The following is a 13,161-nucleotide window of genomic DNA, read 5'->3' as shown; positions in this document are numbered from 1 at the left end:
CGCGAAATCGACCATGACGCCCCTCCTCCGCGACGCAAGCGAAGGCGACCTTGCGGCCATCACCGCCCTGTACGGCCGTGAGGTGCAGGGCGGCACGGCGACCTTCGAGACGACGCCGCCGACTCTTGAGGAGATGGCTGGCCGGTTCGCGGCGGTGAAGCGCCACGGCTTGCCATGGCTGGTCGCCGAGGTTGACGGCCGGTTCGCCGGCTACGCCTACGCCTCGCCCTTCCGACCCCGGCCGGCCTATCGCTATGGCGTCGAAGGTTCGATCTATGTGGAGGAGGATGCGCGCGGCTGCGGCGTGGGCCGGGCGCTGCTGGTCGGCCTGGTCGAGCGGGCGCGGGCGATGGGCCTGCGGCACCTCATCGGCGCAATCAGCGACAGCGACACCAGCGCCGTCTCGATCGCCCTGCACCGGTCGCTGGGCTTCCGCGAGGCGGGCGTCTATCGCCAGGTCGGCTGGAAGTTCGACCGCTGGCTGGACGTCACCCTGATGCAGCTCGACATGGCTCCCGACGGCGCCCCGCCGCGGGCGCCCGGTCTGAACCTGGGCGGGGGCCTCGCCTGAGGGCTTTCAGTGCGGCGCGATGTCGGCCGGCGGCGTGGTCAGCCAGGGCGCCAGGCGGAATCGGCGCGGCGTCTCGCCCAGGGTCCGGTGCTGGATGAACTGCCGGGCGAAGACGACCACCGCCTGGATGGTGGCTTCGTCGAACGGCTTGGACACGGCGCCAAGGGCGCCGGCGAACCCCTCGGGAATCTGTTCGGGGTTGGCAGTCAGGAAGACGACGGCGCAGCCGAATTCGCTGACCATCCGCTGGGCGATCTGCGGGCCGGTCATACCGTCCAGCAGGTTGACGTCGATCAGGGCCAGGTCGGGGCGTTCACGCTCTGCGATGGCGAAGGCGCTGGCCTTGTCCATAGCGCAGCCAACGACGTCGCAGCCGGTCTCCCCGAGCACAAGCTCCAACTCCATGGCGAGCAGGGCCTGGTCTTCGACGATCATGACCCGAAGGTCGGGTGGATTCGACAAGCAGCACCCCCAACGCGCACCGACTCGTACACGATTTGTGTCGGGTAGCGGACAGTCCAACGCGCCATTGGATATTTGGTTCGGCTCAGCTAAGAAAAACCGGAGTTTTGAGCGTCTGGGGGCGAAATGGCCGCGATTGCCGAGGATCGCCTCGTCGAGCTTCAAGGCCGCCTGCTGGGCGGTTATCAACTGCTGCAAACCCTGGTAGGCATCCGTCTGCGCAGCGTCACCGATCCCGAGAGCGTGCGGCATCTGTCCTGGCTCAGCGACGTCACCGCCGCGATGGAGCTGATCGGTCGGCGGATGACGGCGAAGGGTTCGCTGGACTTCGCCGGCTATCTCGACGACGTCGCCGCCTTCTGGAGCCGGGCCTGCGAGGGCCGGCCAGTGCGGATCGACGTCCGCGGCCAGTCGACGCTCCTGCCTGACAGCCATCTGCTGCCGCTGGCCATCATCACCCACGAACTGATCTCCAACGCCTGCCGTCACGCCTTTCCGGACGACCGGCGCGGGTTGATCGCGGTCGCCTTCTCGCGCGCCGTGAGCGGGGTCAGCCTGGTCGTGCGCGATTCGGGAATCGGCGCCGGGGCGCTGACGCCGGGCGAAGGCCTGTCGCTGGTCCAGGGACTGGTCGAACACCTCGGCGGATCGATGAACATCGAAACCGCGCCGGGCGCGGGCGTGGGCGTGCGCATCCGCCTGCCGCTCCAGACGACCGGGACGCACTAGCCGGCGGTCCGGCTGAAACCTGCAGTGCGAAGCGTCCATGAGGCCTCAACCGATCCCTCGGCGAGCCTCGCATGCGCCTGCGTCAGTTTCGGACGCAGGCCTCGAGCGATGTCAGGGAAGGCGGATGGCTGGGGAACTAGGACTCGAACCTAGAATGACGGTACCAAAAACCGGAGTGTTACCATTACACCATTCCCCAGCAGGTCCGGCGCATCCGGGGCCGAAGGGGCGGATGGCTGGGGAACTAGGACTCGAACCTAGAATGACGGTACCAAAAACCGGAGTGTTACCATTACACCATTCCCCAGCAGGTCCGGCGCATCCGGGGCCGAAGCGCCGGAAGGCGGTCGAGATACGCGAAGGCYGCGRGCGATGCAAGAACCGGTTTCGAGACTATTTTCAYCGACCGCGAAACGRYGCTTGCGGGKGTGAAARCCCGTGGCTATAAGCCCCCTCCTCAAGTCGGAGTGTGGCTCAGCCTGGTAGAGCACTGCGTTCGGGACGCAGGGGTCGGAGGTTCGAATCCTCTCACTCCGACCATCTTTCCCCGGAAAGAAGGCCCCCTCCTCAAGTCGGAGTGTGGCTCAGCCTGGTAGAGCACTGCGTTCGGGACGCAGGGGTCGGAGGTTCGAATCCTCTCACTCCGACCATCTTTCYCCGGAAAGAAGAGAGACAGCCCTTCGGGGCCCCGAGGTTCCCCGCCTCAATCCCCCGCCCTCGCCGCCACCGCATTCAGACGCGCGCCCACGGCCTCGATGGTGCGCTCGCCCAGCGCCTTGCGGCGGGCCAGCAGGTCGGGCGAGCCGGCGTCATAGTCGGCCATCAGCCGTTTGACGAACGAGCCGTCGCGGACCTCGGCCAGGACCATGTCCATGGCGGCGCGAGACGGTTCGCCGATGATGCGCGGCCCCGTCAGATAGGCCCCGTACTCCGCCGTGTTGGAGATCTTGGCGAAGGCGCCGGCGATGCCGCGCTCGAACATCAGATCGGTGACCAGCTTGACCTCGTAGAAACATTCGAACCACGCCACCTCGGGCGGATAACCCGCAGCAACCAGCTTCATGAAGGCTGCGTCGATCAGTTCGCCGACCCCGCCGCACAGCACCACCTGCTCGCCGAACAGGTCGCTTTCGCATTCGGCGGCGAAGGTGGTTTCAAGGATGCCCTTGCGGCCGCAGCCCAGCGCCGCCGCATAGGACAGGCCGAGGGCATGGGCGCCGCCGGTGGCGTCCTGATGCACGCCGAACAGGGCGAAGACCCCCTGCCCTTCGACATAGAGGTCGCGGATGCGCGGCCCGATGCCCTTGGGCGACGCCAGGATGACGTCCAGATCGGCGCGTGGCTGGACCAGGCCGAACCGCACCGACAGGCCGTGGGCGAAGACCAGGGCTGCGCCCGGTTTCATCGCCGGGGCCAGTTCGTCAGCCCACAGGTCGCGATGGGCCTCGTCCGAGACCATGACGGCGACCACGTCGGCGGAGGCGGCGGCCTCGCCGGCGGTCAGGACCGGGAAGCCGTCCCCGGCGGCCTTTTCGCGAGTCGCCGAGCCCGCCTTGAGGCCGACGACGATGTCGCTGACGCCGGAGTCGCGCAGGTTGAGGGCATGGGTGCGGCCCTGGCTGCCATAGCCGATCACGGCCACGCGCCTGCCGCGGATGATCGACAGATCGCAGTCGCGGTCATGGAAGACGGGGAGTGGCGTGCTTAGGTGTTCAGACATGAGCACAGACATAACGCCTTCCGAGGTCGTCGCCTTCTGGAAAGAGGCCGGGCCGAAAAAGTGGTTCGCCAAGGATGACGCCTTCGACGCGGAATTCCGCCGCCGTTTCCACGACGCCCACGTCGCCGCCGCCCGGCGCGAACTGGATCACTGGGCCGGGACGGCGGAGGGCGCACTGGCGCTGCTGATCCTGCTGGACCAGTTCCCGCGCAACAGCTTTCGCAACACCGGCCACGCCTTCGCGACCGATCCGCTGGCGCGGATGTTCGCTGATCGGGCGCTGGCGGCCGGGCATGACCTTGCGATCGAGGGCGATATCCGCCGGTTCTTCTATCTGCCGCTGCAGCATTCGGAGGTTGCGGCCGATCAGGCGCGGCAACTCGAGCTGTTCCAGACCCGGATGGCGCGCGCCCCGGACGACCGCTGGGCCGAGCACCATCACGACGTCATCGCCCGCTTCGGCCGCTTTCCGCATCGCAACCGGGCGCTCGGGCGGGAGACCACGCCGGAGGAGCAGGCGTTTCTGGATCAGGACGGGTTCCGGGGCTGACGACAGACTCCGCACCGGAAAAAACACCGTCCAACCCGTCCAGCTCGTCCAACTCATCGTTCCTGCGTTCCGCGCGCAGGGCGGCGTCCTCGGCGGCGGACTGCTCATGGAGGCGGAGGTGGATGCGCAGCCAGGTGGCGGCCTCGGTCGCGCGGCCGTTGACGATGGCCTCGCGCAGATGGATGGCCGCCATCTCGGCCAGATCGAAATAGCCGGCCTCATCGAGGTCGCCGTCCACCTCGATGGGGGCCGCCGGGCTCGGCGCCGGCTGGTCGATCCGGCGCCAGCCGCCGGAGGCGGCGCGACCGCGGAAGGTGGCGAGGCCGAGGCCGTAGCGGGCGCAGACGTCCGGGCCGCTGTGGCCGGCGAGATAGTCGCGGCGGGCGAGGTCCCAGGTCTCCGGCGGGTGAATGCGGAGGCCGGCCCGCGGCGGCGGTTCGGTGTCAGTCAGGTCGGTCATGGGGTCCTCCCGGTCAAGGGACTCCATTGTGGGCGCGCGGCTTCCTGCGGCGGGTTCGTGACGCTCTTGGCGGGACGATGTCGTGGAAAAACAGCGAGTTGGCCGCGCGAATTAGGATGGCTGGCGACGGAATTGTCGCAGCGGATCCAGCGTCCTTCTTCCCCCAGGGGGAGAAGGCTGGCGGCGGAGCCACCCGGATGAGGGGGATGGCGAGTCACACCGGCCGCAACAGGTTCAGGCCCGGCTGGCGACGGACATCGCACCGACCTGCCCCCTCATCCGGCCCTCCGGGCCACCTTCTCCCCCAAGGGGAGAAGGGACGTGGGGGCGTCCACAGCCCGCACGCCAAAGTGTCCACCGATCGCATTGGGATTCACCGAATCAGCGTCCAACCTGAACGGATGAACGCCGTCGCCACCCTCGCCGATCTGCAGGCCCGCACGGGCGCCGTCGCGGCGGATCATCCGGAATGGCAGTACCTGAACCTGCTGCGCGACATCCTCGACAACGGGGCGCAGCGCGACGACCGGACCGGCACCGGCACCCTGGGCGTGTTCGGGCGGCAGATGCGGTTCGACCTGGCCAAGGGCTTTCCGGTCCTGACGACCAAGAAGCTGCATCTGCGCTCGATCATCGTCGAACTGCTGTGGTTCCTGCGCGGCGAGACCAATATCGGCTGGCTGAAGGACAACGGCGTCAGCATCTGGAACGAATGGGCCGACGCCGAGGGCGAGCTGGGCCCGGTCTACGGCAAGCAGTGGCGCTCGTGGGCGGCGCCGGACGGGCGGGTGATCGACCAGATCACGAAGCTGGTCGAGGGGCTGAAGACCAATCCCAACAGCCGCCGCCACATCGTCTCGGCSTGGAACCCGGCCGACGTCGACGACATGGCCCTGCCGCCGTGTCACTGCCTGTTCCAGTTCTTCGTCGCCGACGGCAGGCTGAGCTGCCAGCTGTACCAGAGGTCGGCGGATGTGTTCCTGGGGGTGCCGTTCAACATCGCCAGCTATGCCCTGCTGACCATGATGGTGGCCCAGGTGTGCGGGCTGAAGCCSGGCGAGTTCGTGCACACCTTCGGCGACGCCCACCTGTATCTGAACCACGTCGAACAGGCCGAGCTGCAGCTGAGCCGCGAGCCCCTGCCCGCCCCGACCATGACCATAGCCCCGCGCGACGACCTGTTCGCCTACCGGCTGGAGGACTTCGTGCTCGAGGGCTACGAGCCGTGGCCGCATATCAAGGCGCCGGTCGCGGTCTGATGCACCTGAAGACCCTGCAGGCCGACGTCCTGCGCATCTCGGACATCTACGCCGCCGNCGCGGTCGCGCTGGGTCGGTCGGAGGAGCGCAGGTGTGCGGCCTGAAGCCCGGCGAGTTCGTGCACACCTTCGGCGACGCCCACCTGTATCTGAACCACGTCGAACAGGCCGAGCTGCAGCTGAGCCGCGAGCCCCTGCCCGCCCCGACCATGACCATCACCCCGCGCGACGACCTGTTCGCCTACCGGCTGGAGGATTTCGTGCTGGAGGGTTACGAGCCGTGGCCGCACATCAAGGCGCCGGTCGCGGTCTGATGTCGCTCGACCTGAAGGGTCTGCAGGCCGACGTCCTGCGCATCTCCGACATCTACGCCGCCGAGCACGGCATCGAGCGCTCCGCCGACTGGGCCCTGCTGAAGGTGCAGGAGGAGCTGGGCGAACTGACCGCCGAACATCTGCGCATGAGCGGGCGGGCGCGGGGCGCCGCCGATGCGGGCAAGCTGGGCGACGAGGCGGCGGATGTGCTGGGGATGCTGCTGATCTATTGCGACCGGGCGGGGATCGATCTGGAGACCGCCGTGCAGAGGAAGTGGCTGAAATGGCTTCGCGACTGACTTCATTCCTGTCCGGACGGACCGTCGCGGTGGTTTGGTCGCTCCTCGCCCTGCTCTTCAGCAGCGGTCGCTACTGGCAATGGCAGAGCTTTGAGGCGCGGCAGGCCGAGTTCCTGGTGTTCCATGCGAGGGTCGCCCCGAATTTTCCCGCCGGAGAGCTCGACCAGTTGGCCCCTTCGAGCGACTTTCTGGTGATGTTCGCACTGTTGACGGGGTTCTGGATCGCGGCGGCGGTGCTGCAGTGGCGGCGCCCCGCGCATTGAGCCACAGCATGCGGCGCGTCGCCCGGCGCGCTGCTGTTCCGCTTCAAGGCGCTGGAACCCGTCGTCTGATCGCGTAAGAACGGGCGGCGGCAGCCCGGCCGCCGTCCGTCTCCGTCGAGGTCCGCTTGCCCCTGCCCCAACTCGTCCTCGTCGTCGCCCGCGCCCGCAACGGGGTGATCGGTCGTGACGGCGACCTGCCCTGGCGGCTGCGCAGCGACCTGCAGCGGTTCAAGGCCATCACCGTCGGCAAGCCCTGCATCATGGGCCGGCGGACGTGGGAGAGCCTGCCGCTGAAGCCCCTGCCCGGCCGGCTGAACATCGTGCTGTCGAAGGACGAGTCCTTCACGGCGCGCGGGGCGCTGGTCTGCACGACGCTGGACGAGGCGATCGAGATCGCGCGGGAGACGGCCGAGGACGACGGCGTCGACGAGATCTGCGTCATCGGCGGCACGGCCCTGTTCGAAAAGGCCCTGCCGCGGGCGAAGCGGCTTTATCTCACCGAGGTCGAGGCCGAGCCGGAGGGCGACGCGGTCTTCCCGGCGTTCGACGAGGCGGCCTTTGTCGAGGTATCGTCGGAGGCGCATCCAGCCGGAGAGAAGGACGACCACGCCTTCGTGTTCCGCGTGCTGGACCGCCGCTGAAAACAGGAGACCGCCCATGCTGATCGTGACCACCAATGACGCGCCCGGCCACCGCGTGGTGAAGACCCTGGGCGTGGTCCGCGGCATCACCGTGCGGTCGCGCAACGCCATCAGCGACATGGTCGGCGGGGTGCAGTCGGTCTTCGGCGGCCGGGTCGGGGTCTATGTGAAGCTGGCCGAGACGGCGCGTCAGGAGGCCTATGACGAACTGGTCGCCCATGCGCGAGAGATGGGCGCCAACGCGATCCTGGCCATGCGCTACGACGCCAACGAGATCATGCCGGGGATCACCGAGGTGCTGGCCTACGGCACCGCCGTGGTGGTCGAAGCCGAGGCCTGAGGCTCGGGCATCGCATCCGTCCCGCCCAGCCGGTCCCAGAACCGGAAATACAGGCCGTAGTTGGTCTTCATATGGGTGTGGTGGCGGCTGTGGTGGGTGGCCGTTATCAGCTGGGCGCCGGGGCCCGAGCGCACCCAGCGGTCGGGCCATATCTCCCAGCCGCAGTGGTTCATCACGGCGGCGGCGGTCATGACCGCCAGCAGGGCGACGACGACCCAGATATTGACCGGGATCAGGAAGACCAGCAGCGGCAGCAGCCAGGCCGTGGCGACCGCCTCGATGGGGTCGAAGGCGAAGCTGGCGAAGGGGCTGGGCTCGCGGCTGCGGTGATGGCCGGCGTGGGCGAAGGCGAACAGCCGCGGGTGATGCAGCAGCCGGTGGGTCCAGTAGTAGTGGGCGTCCTGGATCAGCAGCAGACCGACGAAACTGACCGGCAGCCACCCCCAGCCATGCAGGGCGGGATCGAGATACAGCCGCGTGCCGCCGGCCTTCCACGCCTCGAGCGCGATGGCGGCGGGAAAGGCGTAGATCGGCGTGGAGACCAGGGAATAGCGGATCTCCCGCAGCATCAGGCGGCGGGACGGCCGGTCGCGGTTGAGCCGGCGGCCGACGCCGGCCTTGCGGCCCCACTGCAGTTGCCAGACGGCGCCCGCGATCAGCAGATAGCGGGCGCCGATGATGGCGCTGAGCCACAGGGTGGTGATCAGGACGGCGAGGATCATTCCCGCCATCCTAGGGCGGTCAGGACAGGGTCGCCATCGCCGAGCGTTCGAAGTCCTTCAGCTCGTCGAGACGGCCGTCGCGGATCTTCTCGACCCAGTGGGGATCGGCCAGCAGGGCGCGGCCGACGGCGACGAGGTCGAATTCGTCGCGCTCCAGCCGTTCGATCAGGCCGTCCAGCGAGGCCGGCTTGGAGCCGGCGCCGCCGAAGGCCGCGATGAACTCTCCGTCGAGGCCGACCGAGCCGACAGTGATGGTCGGCAGGCCGGTGACCTTCTTCGTCCAGCCGGCGAAATTCAGGTCCGAACCCTCGAACTCCGGCTCCCAGAAGCGGCGCTGCGAGCAGTGGAAGACGTCGACGCCGGCCTCGACCAGCGGGGCCAGCCAGGCTTCGAGCTCGGCGGGGTCGTGGGCGTTCTTCGCCGCGAAGTCGTGCGACTTCCACTGTGACAGGCGCAGGATCACGGCCATGTCCGGGCCGACGCCCTCGCGCACCGCCCTGACCACCTCGGCCCCGAAGCGGGCGCGGTCGGCGATGGTCCCGCCGCCCCATTTGTCGGCCCGATCGTTGAGGCCGGACCAGAAGAACTGGTCGATCAGATAGCCGTGGGCGCCGTGGATCTCGACGGCGTCGAAGCCGAGCTCGCGGGTGGCGCGGGCCGAGCGGCCGAAGGCTGAGATCGTGTCGGTGATGTCCTCGTCGGTCATCGGCTCGAGGCCGCGCTTGCCGGGACTGGTCAGGCCCGAGGGGCTGTCGACCTTGCCCAGCGGAGCCCAGTCGGCGCCCTGCCCGCGGGCCGAACCGACGTGCCACAGCTGGGGCGCGATCAGGCCGCCGGCGGCGTGGACGTCCTCGACCACCTTCTTCCATTCCGGCAGGGCCTCGCCGTGGAAGACGGGGACGGCGGCGTCGTTGCGGGCGGCGGGGCGTTCGACGACCGTGCCCTCGGTGATGATCAGACCGACCCCGCCCTCGGCCCGGCGGCGATAGTAGCCGGCGACATCGCTGGTCGGGACGCCGCCCGGTGAGAAGGAGCGGGTCATGGGCGCCATGACGATGCGGTTGGGCATCTTCAGGGACTTGACCTCGAAGGGACGGAACAGGGCGTCGACGGACATGGGCGGCTCGCGAGTGACTGGAACCGACAAGGTGGCGATTACAGTTTCGTTTGGAAACCCTCAGAGGCCGAGTTTTTCCGCGAGGGCCCTGGCCATGCCGTCGAAGCGGGCGGCGTCCAGAGGCAGGCCGCCGAGGAAATCGCCGCCGGGACGTCTCCCGGCGGCCGACCTACCATCCGTGGTTACTCAACGCAGTCTTGCTGCACTTCACAAATCCAGTAGCCGCCGTCCAGAGTGTCGATGAAGACGCAGTTTACCGCGCATGCGGGAATTGGGGGCGTCTGGGCGACGGCGGGAAGCGTCACGATGGAAGACGCCGCAATCATCGCGGCCATCACAACCTTCTTGAGCATGATCTTCTCCTGATGCGGGAAATCCGCGTCAACATCGATAGGTGAATTTCGCGATGACACAACCGGAAATATGCCTCGGACAAAGGTGGACTCGTCCACGCTGTCCACGGGGTCCTGGGCGGTACAGCCAGAGATGGCGCGGGACTAGAGCAGACCCAAGGCTCTTGCCACCCGTTCCGCGAGTGCCGCGAAGCGACGGGCGATGTCGCCGTCAGGCTGGCTGACCACCACAGGCGCGCCGGCGTCGCCGCCTTCCCGGAAGGCCGCATCAAGGGGCAGGTCGCCGAGGAAGGGAGTGGACAGGCGCTCCGCCTCGGCCTTCGCCCCGCCCTGACCGAACACGGGGCCGGTCATGTTCTCGACCAGGCCCAGGGTCGGGACGCCGACCTTTTCGAACAGTCGGTGAGCGCGACGCGCGTCGGCGAGGGCCACTTCCTGCGGGGTGGAGACGATGACGGCGCCGTCGAGCGGCGTCTTCTGGATCAGGGTCAGCTGGACGTCGCCGGTGCCGGGGGGCAGGTCGACGACGAGGATGTCGAGCGGCGCCTCCTCCGTGCCCCAGGCCGTCTGGGTCAGCATCTGGGTCAGGGCCTGGGAGGCCATGGGCCCACGCCAGATCATGGCGTCGTCGGCCCTGGTCAGCAGACCGACGGACATGGCCTTCAGGCCGTGAGCCACATGGGGCTGGATCTTGCCGTCGCGGTATTCGGGCTGGCCGGAGATGCCCAGCATGGTCGGCAGGGACGGGCCGTAGACGTCGGCGTCGAGCAGACCCACCGACAGGCCGCGCGCGGCGAAGGCGGCGGCCAGATTGACGGCCACGGTGGACTTGCCGACCCCGCCCTTGCCGCTGGCGATGGCGAGGACGCGGCGGACATGGGCCGGCCGGTCGGTCGCGACGGGAGCCTTGGGCCGGGTCTGGTCGACCGCCTGGGGCGACAGGGAGGCGCGGCGGGTCGGGGCCGTGATCGCCTCGGCCGAGAGCACGACCGAGACGCGCGCCATGCCGGGCAGGGCTTTCAGCGCGGCCTCGGCGGCGTCCCGGACGGGCGCATAGAGGGCGGCGTCGGCGGTCGGCACCTCCATGACGAAGCCGGCGCGATCCTCTGCGACCGTCAGTCCCTGCACCAGACCGGCGGCGACCAGCCCCTGGCCGGTCTTCGGATCCAGGATGGCGTCGAGGGCGGCGATTACGGAAGCGCGGTCGGGCAAGGCGGGTCAGTCCGGGTTGCGGGGGCGAGGTCCGCGTTCTATCGCCGGAGACCCCTGCCCGCGAGCGCGCATTTTGTCCGACCCCCTCATCACCCTGATCGCCGGTCCGACCGCCTCGGGAAAGTCGCGGCTGGCGCTGGAGATGGCGGAGCGCACGGGAGCCCTGATCGTCAATGCGGACAGCCAGCAACTCTACGCCGATCTCAATGTCCTGAGCGCGCGGCCCTCGGCCGAGGATGAAGCGCGGGCGGAACACCGGCTGTACGGCGTGGCCGACGCGGCCGACGCCTGGTCGGTCGGACGCTGGAGCCGGGCGGTGCTGCCGAACCTGATCAAGCAGGCGGATCAGGGCCGGCCGGTCCTGCTGGTGGGCGGAACGGGTCTATATTTTACAGCACTCACAAAGGGGTTGGCGGACATTCCGGATGTTCCGGTCGAGGTCCGCGATGCCGCCGGCGCGATGTTCGACATCGACGGTGAGGCCGCCTTTCGGACGCGTCTGGCCGAGGTGGACGCGGCGGCGTCGGCGCGCATCGAGGCCGGCGACCGGCAGCGGCTGACCCGGGCCTGGGCCGTGGCCGAACACACCGGACGGTCTCTCAGCGCCTGGACGGCCGACACCTCGCCCCTGCTGGCGCCGGGCTCCTGGACCGGGCTGGTCGTCGAGCCGGAGCGGCCGGCCCTGTACGCCCGCTGCGACGCCCGCGTGGCGCAGATGGTCGAAGGCGGCGCGCTGGACGAGGTCCGGGCCCTGGTCGCCCGTGGCCTGGACCCCGACCTGCCGGCCATGAAGGCCGTCGGGGTGCGCGAGTTCGCCGCCCATCTGGCGGGCGAGACGACGCTGGCGGCGGCCGTGGAGGCGACGCGGCAGGCGACGCGCAACTACGCCAAGCGACAGCTGACCTGGTTCAGGAACCAGACGCCCGGATGGACACGGCATCCCGGGCCCGATGCGGTACCCTCGCCCGGGCCCTGAGACGCCGGTCGGCGCGGATGCTATGCAGGGCCGGGTGCGACGGTCGCATCCGCCAGCGTGATGTCGCCCGGACCGATCCGTTGCGCGCGCGCACCTCGGGAGCGCGCATGACGAACCGGGTCGATTCCCTGATCGAGCAGATCCGGGCGCTGGAGCATGATCTGGCGGCGGAGTTCTCGCGACAGCGCTCGGGTTTCCGCTTCGGGCTGGAGCACGGCCGGGCCCGGTTCGAGGAAGAGGCGCTCCGCCGGCTCGAGGAACGCCGCATCCACCTGGTGAAATACATCCTCGGAGCGCCGCTGCTTTACGTGCTGACCGCCCCGCTGATCTATTCGCTGATCCTGCCCTTCGCCGTGGTCGATCTGTGGGTGTCGCTCTATCAGGCGGTCTGCTTCCGCGTTTACGGCATCCCCCAGGTCCCGAGGGGCCGCTACATGATCTTCGACCGCCCCGGCCTGCCCTATCTGAACGCGGTCGAGAAGCTGAACTGCGCCTACTGTTCCTATGTCAACGGCGTCATCGCCTATGTCCGCGAGGTCGCGGCGCGCACCGAACAGTACTGGTGCCCGATCAAGCACACCCGGCGGCTGATGGGCGCGCACGGCCGCTATGCCGGGTTCGGCGATTTCGGCGACGGCGAGCACTATCGCGAGGCCCTGGAGGCGTCGCGCCGGGCGCTGCGGGAGGACTCCGGGGACTGACGTCCGTCGCGGCCCTCACTTCAGACCTTGGAAGCCGGCCCCGGAAGCCCTATATTGATCGTGCCGGGGCCTGCTCCGGATATGGCGATAAACGCGCTTGTAATAAGCGGACCGGACCCGGGTGCGATTCCCGGCGGCTCCACCATTTCTTCCCCGCGTTATCGGCGGAGCGAGCATGGGGCCGACTAGCATCGACGGACGTGTAAAGAAGCCGCCACGCCCTGGTCGAGGTCATGCGCGAGAANAGCATCGACGGACGTGTAAAGAAGACTGCTTTCGCCCGTCCTGGCCCACCGTATCGGGCCATTTTCTAACTGCGAACGATAACTTCGCTGGAGAAGTCGCTCTCGCCGCGTAAGCGGTTCGGGTGATTTCGAACACTTAAGTCCTGGGGGATCAGTTCCTCAGGCGGGGCCGCCGGGAGCCTGCCAACAGAATCCCGGCACTTTCACCATGTCGCCATCTTTCGCAGG

At 68.6% G+C, this 13,161-nt stretch carries 18 protein-coding genes, 4 tRNA genes and 1 other RNA gene; 14 read left to right on the top strand and 9 right to left on the bottom strand.

Features of this window, described 5'->3' with window-relative positions; translation table 11 throughout:
* Window positions 1-13: 13 nt before the first annotated feature.
* On the top strand, window positions 14-571 hold the full coding sequence (locus ASD25_RS04560; protein ID WP_055830498.1) for a GNAT family N-acetyltransferase: 558 nt from the start codon (window positions 14-16) through the stop codon (window positions 569-571).
* Between the two features lie 6 nt (window positions 572-577).
* Here the strand turns inward: ASD25_RS04560 and ASD25_RS30960 are convergent, their stop codons facing one another.
* Window positions 578-1,006 carry a response regulator gene (locus ASD25_RS30960; RefSeq protein ID WP_162246626.1) on the bottom strand — a complete coding sequence of 143 codons (429 nt, stop codon included), beginning with the start codon at window positions 1,004-1,006 and terminating at the stop codon, window positions 578-580.
* A gap of 153 nt (window positions 1,007-1,159) precedes the next feature.
* Here ASD25_RS30960 and ASD25_RS30955 point away from each other — a divergent pair, with 153 nt between their 5' ends.
* Window positions 1,160-1,762, top strand: a complete 603-nt coding sequence (locus ASD25_RS30955; protein ID WP_055830501.1) for a sensor histidine kinase — start codon at window positions 1,160-1,162, stop codon at window positions 1,760-1,762.
* Window positions 1,763-1,887: 125 nt separating this feature from the next.
* Here ASD25_RS30955 and ASD25_RS04545 read toward each other — a convergent pair.
* Together ASD25_RS04545 and ASD25_RS04540 are read right to left on the bottom strand one after the other, a co-directional pair.
* A tRNA-Gln gene (locus ASD25_RS04545) sits at window positions 1,888-1,961 on the bottom strand.
* A 34-nt stretch (window positions 1,962-1,995) separates the two neighbouring features.
* Window positions 1,996-2,069 (bottom strand) — tRNA-Gln (locus ASD25_RS04540).
* A gap of 156 nt (window positions 2,070-2,225) precedes the next feature.
* Between ASD25_RS04540 and ASD25_RS04535 the strand changes: the two genes are divergently transcribed.
* A tRNA-Pro gene (locus ASD25_RS04535) sits at window positions 2,226-2,302 on the top strand.
* A 33-nt stretch (window positions 2,303-2,335) separates the two neighbouring features.
* Window positions 2,336-2,412: transfer RNA gene (locus tag ASD25_RS04530), tRNA-Pro, on the top strand.
* A gap of 53 nt (window positions 2,413-2,465) precedes the next feature.
* Here ASD25_RS04530 and ilvC read toward each other — a convergent pair.
* Complete coding sequence (gene ilvC / locus ASD25_RS04525) at window positions 2,466-3,482, bottom strand: ketol-acid reductoisomerase (protein ID WP_055830503.1); 1,017 nt, start codon at window positions 3,480-3,482, stop codon at window positions 2,466-2,468.
* Between ilvC and ASD25_RS04520 the strand changes: the two genes are divergently transcribed.
* Entirely contained in the window at window positions 3,481-4,032 is a 552-nt protein-coding gene (locus ASD25_RS04520; RefSeq protein ID WP_055830505.1) for a DUF924 family protein, read from the top strand. The genes ilvC and ASD25_RS04520 overlap by 2 nt on opposite strands.
* Here ASD25_RS04520 and ASD25_RS04515 read toward each other — a convergent pair.
* Entirely contained in the window at window positions 3,929-4,492 is a 564-nt protein-coding gene (locus ASD25_RS04515) for a hypothetical protein (protein WP_056615043.1), read from the bottom strand. The two genes, ASD25_RS04520 and ASD25_RS04515, sit on opposite strands and share 104 nt — an antisense overlap.
* 401 nt (window positions 4,493-4,893) lie before the next feature.
* Between ASD25_RS04515 and ASD25_RS04510 the strand changes: the two genes are divergently transcribed.
* From ASD25_RS04510 to ASD25_RS04485, 6 genes are all read left to right on the top strand, one after another.
* Window positions 4,894-5,751 carry a thymidylate synthase gene (locus ASD25_RS04510; RefSeq protein WP_056615038.1) on the top strand — a complete coding sequence of 286 codons (858 nt, stop codon included), beginning with the start codon at window positions 4,894-4,896 and terminating at the stop codon, window positions 5,749-5,751.
* A gap of 58 nt (window positions 5,752-5,809) precedes the next feature.
* A partial coding sequence (locus tag ASD25_RS04505) for a thymidylate synthase (protein WP_162252055.1) occupies window positions 5,810-6,064 on the top strand: 255 nt, incomplete at its 5' end.
* Window positions 6,064-6,363 (top strand): hypothetical protein, encoded by a 300-nt coding sequence (locus tag ASD25_RS04500; protein WP_055830510.1) that lies wholly within the window; start codon window positions 6,064-6,066, stop codon window positions 6,361-6,363. The genes ASD25_RS04505 and ASD25_RS04500, both read left to right, overlap by 1 nt.
* Window positions 6,348-6,626: a hypothetical protein gene (locus ASD25_RS04495; RefSeq protein WP_055830511.1), complete on the top strand. Its 279-nt coding sequence runs from the start codon at window positions 6,348-6,350 to the stop codon at window positions 6,624-6,626. The genes ASD25_RS04500 and ASD25_RS04495 overlap by 16 nt, the downstream gene beginning before the upstream one ends.
* Before the next feature lie 125 nt (window positions 6,627-6,751).
* On the top strand, window positions 6,752-7,267 hold the full coding sequence (locus ASD25_RS04490) for a dihydrofolate reductase (protein ID WP_055830513.1): 516 nt from the start codon (window positions 6,752-6,754) through the stop codon (window positions 7,265-7,267).
* 16 nt (window positions 7,268-7,283) lie between these two features.
* Entirely contained in the window at window positions 7,284-7,607 is a 324-nt protein-coding gene (locus tag ASD25_RS04485) for a YbjQ family protein (protein ID WP_055830516.1), read from the top strand.
* Here the strand turns inward: ASD25_RS04485 and ASD25_RS04480 are convergent.
* The 4 genes from ASD25_RS04480 to ASD25_RS04470 all read right to left on the bottom strand — a co-directional run bounded on the left by ASD25_RS04480 (window position 7,571) and on the right by ASD25_RS04470 (window position 11,011).
* Window positions 7,571-8,329: a sterol desaturase family protein gene (locus tag ASD25_RS04480; protein WP_055830518.1), complete on the bottom strand. Its 759-nt coding sequence runs from the start codon at window positions 8,327-8,329 to the stop codon at window positions 7,571-7,573. The genes ASD25_RS04485 and ASD25_RS04480 overlap by 37 nt on opposite strands.
* A 19-nt stretch (window positions 8,330-8,348) precedes the next feature.
* Window positions 8,349-9,446 (bottom strand): NADH:flavin oxidoreductase, encoded by a 1,098-nt coding sequence (locus ASD25_RS04475; RefSeq protein ID WP_055830520.1) that lies wholly within the window; start codon window positions 9,444-9,446, stop codon window positions 8,349-8,351.
* Between the two features lie 182 nt (window positions 9,447-9,628).
* A complete protein-coding gene (locus tag ASD25_RS30160) occupies window positions 9,629-9,799 on the bottom strand; it encodes a hypothetical protein (protein WP_156376972.1) in 171 nt (56 codons plus the stop codon).
* A 144-nt stretch (window positions 9,800-9,943) separates the two neighbouring features.
* Complete coding sequence (locus tag ASD25_RS04470; RefSeq protein ID WP_055830522.1) at window positions 9,944-11,011, bottom strand: Mrp/NBP35 family ATP-binding protein; 1,068 nt, start codon at window positions 11,009-11,011, stop codon at window positions 9,944-9,946.
* A gap of 73 nt (window positions 11,012-11,084) precedes the next feature.
* Between ASD25_RS04470 and miaA the strand changes: the two genes are divergently transcribed.
* The 3 genes from miaA (at window position 11,085) to ssrA (ending at window position 13,135) form a co-directional block, all read left to right on the top strand.
* A complete protein-coding gene (gene miaA / locus ASD25_RS04465) occupies window positions 11,085-11,987 on the top strand; it encodes a tRNA (adenosine(37)-N6)-dimethylallyltransferase MiaA (protein WP_055830524.1) in 903 nt (300 codons plus the stop codon).
* A 107-nt stretch (window positions 11,988-12,094) separates the two neighbouring features.
* The gene (locus ASD25_RS04460) at window positions 12,095-12,688 is read left to right on the top strand and encodes a hypothetical protein (protein ID WP_055830526.1); all 594 of its coding nucleotides are present in this window, start codon (window positions 12,095-12,097) and stop codon (window positions 12,686-12,688) included.
* 23 nt (window positions 12,689-12,711) lie between these two features.
* Window positions 12,712-13,135, top strand: a transfer-messenger RNA (tmRNA) gene (gene ssrA / locus ASD25_RS29140).
* The last annotated feature ends 26 nt before the right edge of the window (window positions 13,136-13,161 follow it).

The sequence above is a fragment of the Brevundimonas sp. Root1423 genome, assembly GCF_001426805.1.
The sequence above is the reverse complement of the archived record's forward strand: the minus strand, read 5'-3'. Positions and strand labels throughout refer to the sequence as shown.

Coding starts and splice junctions, on each gene's coding strand:
- ASD25_RS04560 (WP_055830498.1), top strand. CDS start 14: ATGACGCCCCTCCTCCGCGACGCAAGCGAAGGCGACCTTGCGGCCATC.
- ASD25_RS30960 (WP_162246626.1), bottom strand. CDS start 1,006: ATGATCGTCGAAGACCAGGCCCTGCTCGCCATGGAGTTGGAGCTTGTG.
- ASD25_RS30955 (WP_055830501.1), top strand. CDS start 1,160: ATGGCCGCGATTGCCGAGGATCGCCTCGTCGAGCTTCAAGGCCGCCTG.
- ASD25_RS04520 (WP_055830505.1), top strand. CDS start 3,481: ATGAGCACAGACATAACGCCTTCCGAGGTCGTCGCCTTCTGGAAAGAG.
- ilvC (WP_055830503.1), bottom strand. CDS start 3,482: ATGTCTGAACACCTAAGCACGCCACTCCCCGTCTTCCATGACCGCGAC.
- ASD25_RS04515 (WP_056615043.1), bottom strand. CDS start 4,492: ATGACCGACCTGACTGACACCGAACCGCCGCCGCGGGCCGGCCTCCGC.
- ASD25_RS04500 (WP_055830510.1), top strand. CDS start 6,064: ATGTCGCTCGACCTGAAGGGTCTGCAGGCCGACGTCCTGCGCATCTCC.
- ASD25_RS04495 (WP_055830511.1), top strand. CDS start 6,348: ATGGCTTCGCGACTGACTTCATTCCTGTCCGGACGGACCGTCGCGGTG.
- ASD25_RS04485 (WP_055830516.1), top strand. CDS start 7,284: ATGCTGATCGTGACCACCAATGACGCGCCCGGCCACCGCGTGGTGAAG.
- ASD25_RS04480 (WP_055830518.1), bottom strand. CDS start 8,329: ATGATCCTCGCCGTCCTGATCACCACCCTGTGGCTCAGCGCCATCATC.
- ASD25_RS04475 (WP_055830520.1), bottom strand. CDS start 9,446: ATGTCCGTCGACGCCCTGTTCCGTCCCTTCGAGGTCAAGTCCCTGAAG.
- ASD25_RS30160 (WP_156376972.1), bottom strand. CDS start 9,799: ATGCTCAAGAAGGTTGTGATGGCCGCGATGATTGCGGCGTCTTCCATC.
- ASD25_RS04460 (WP_055830526.1), top strand. CDS start 12,095: ATGACGAACCGGGTCGATTCCCTGATCGAGCAGATCCGGGCGCTGGAG.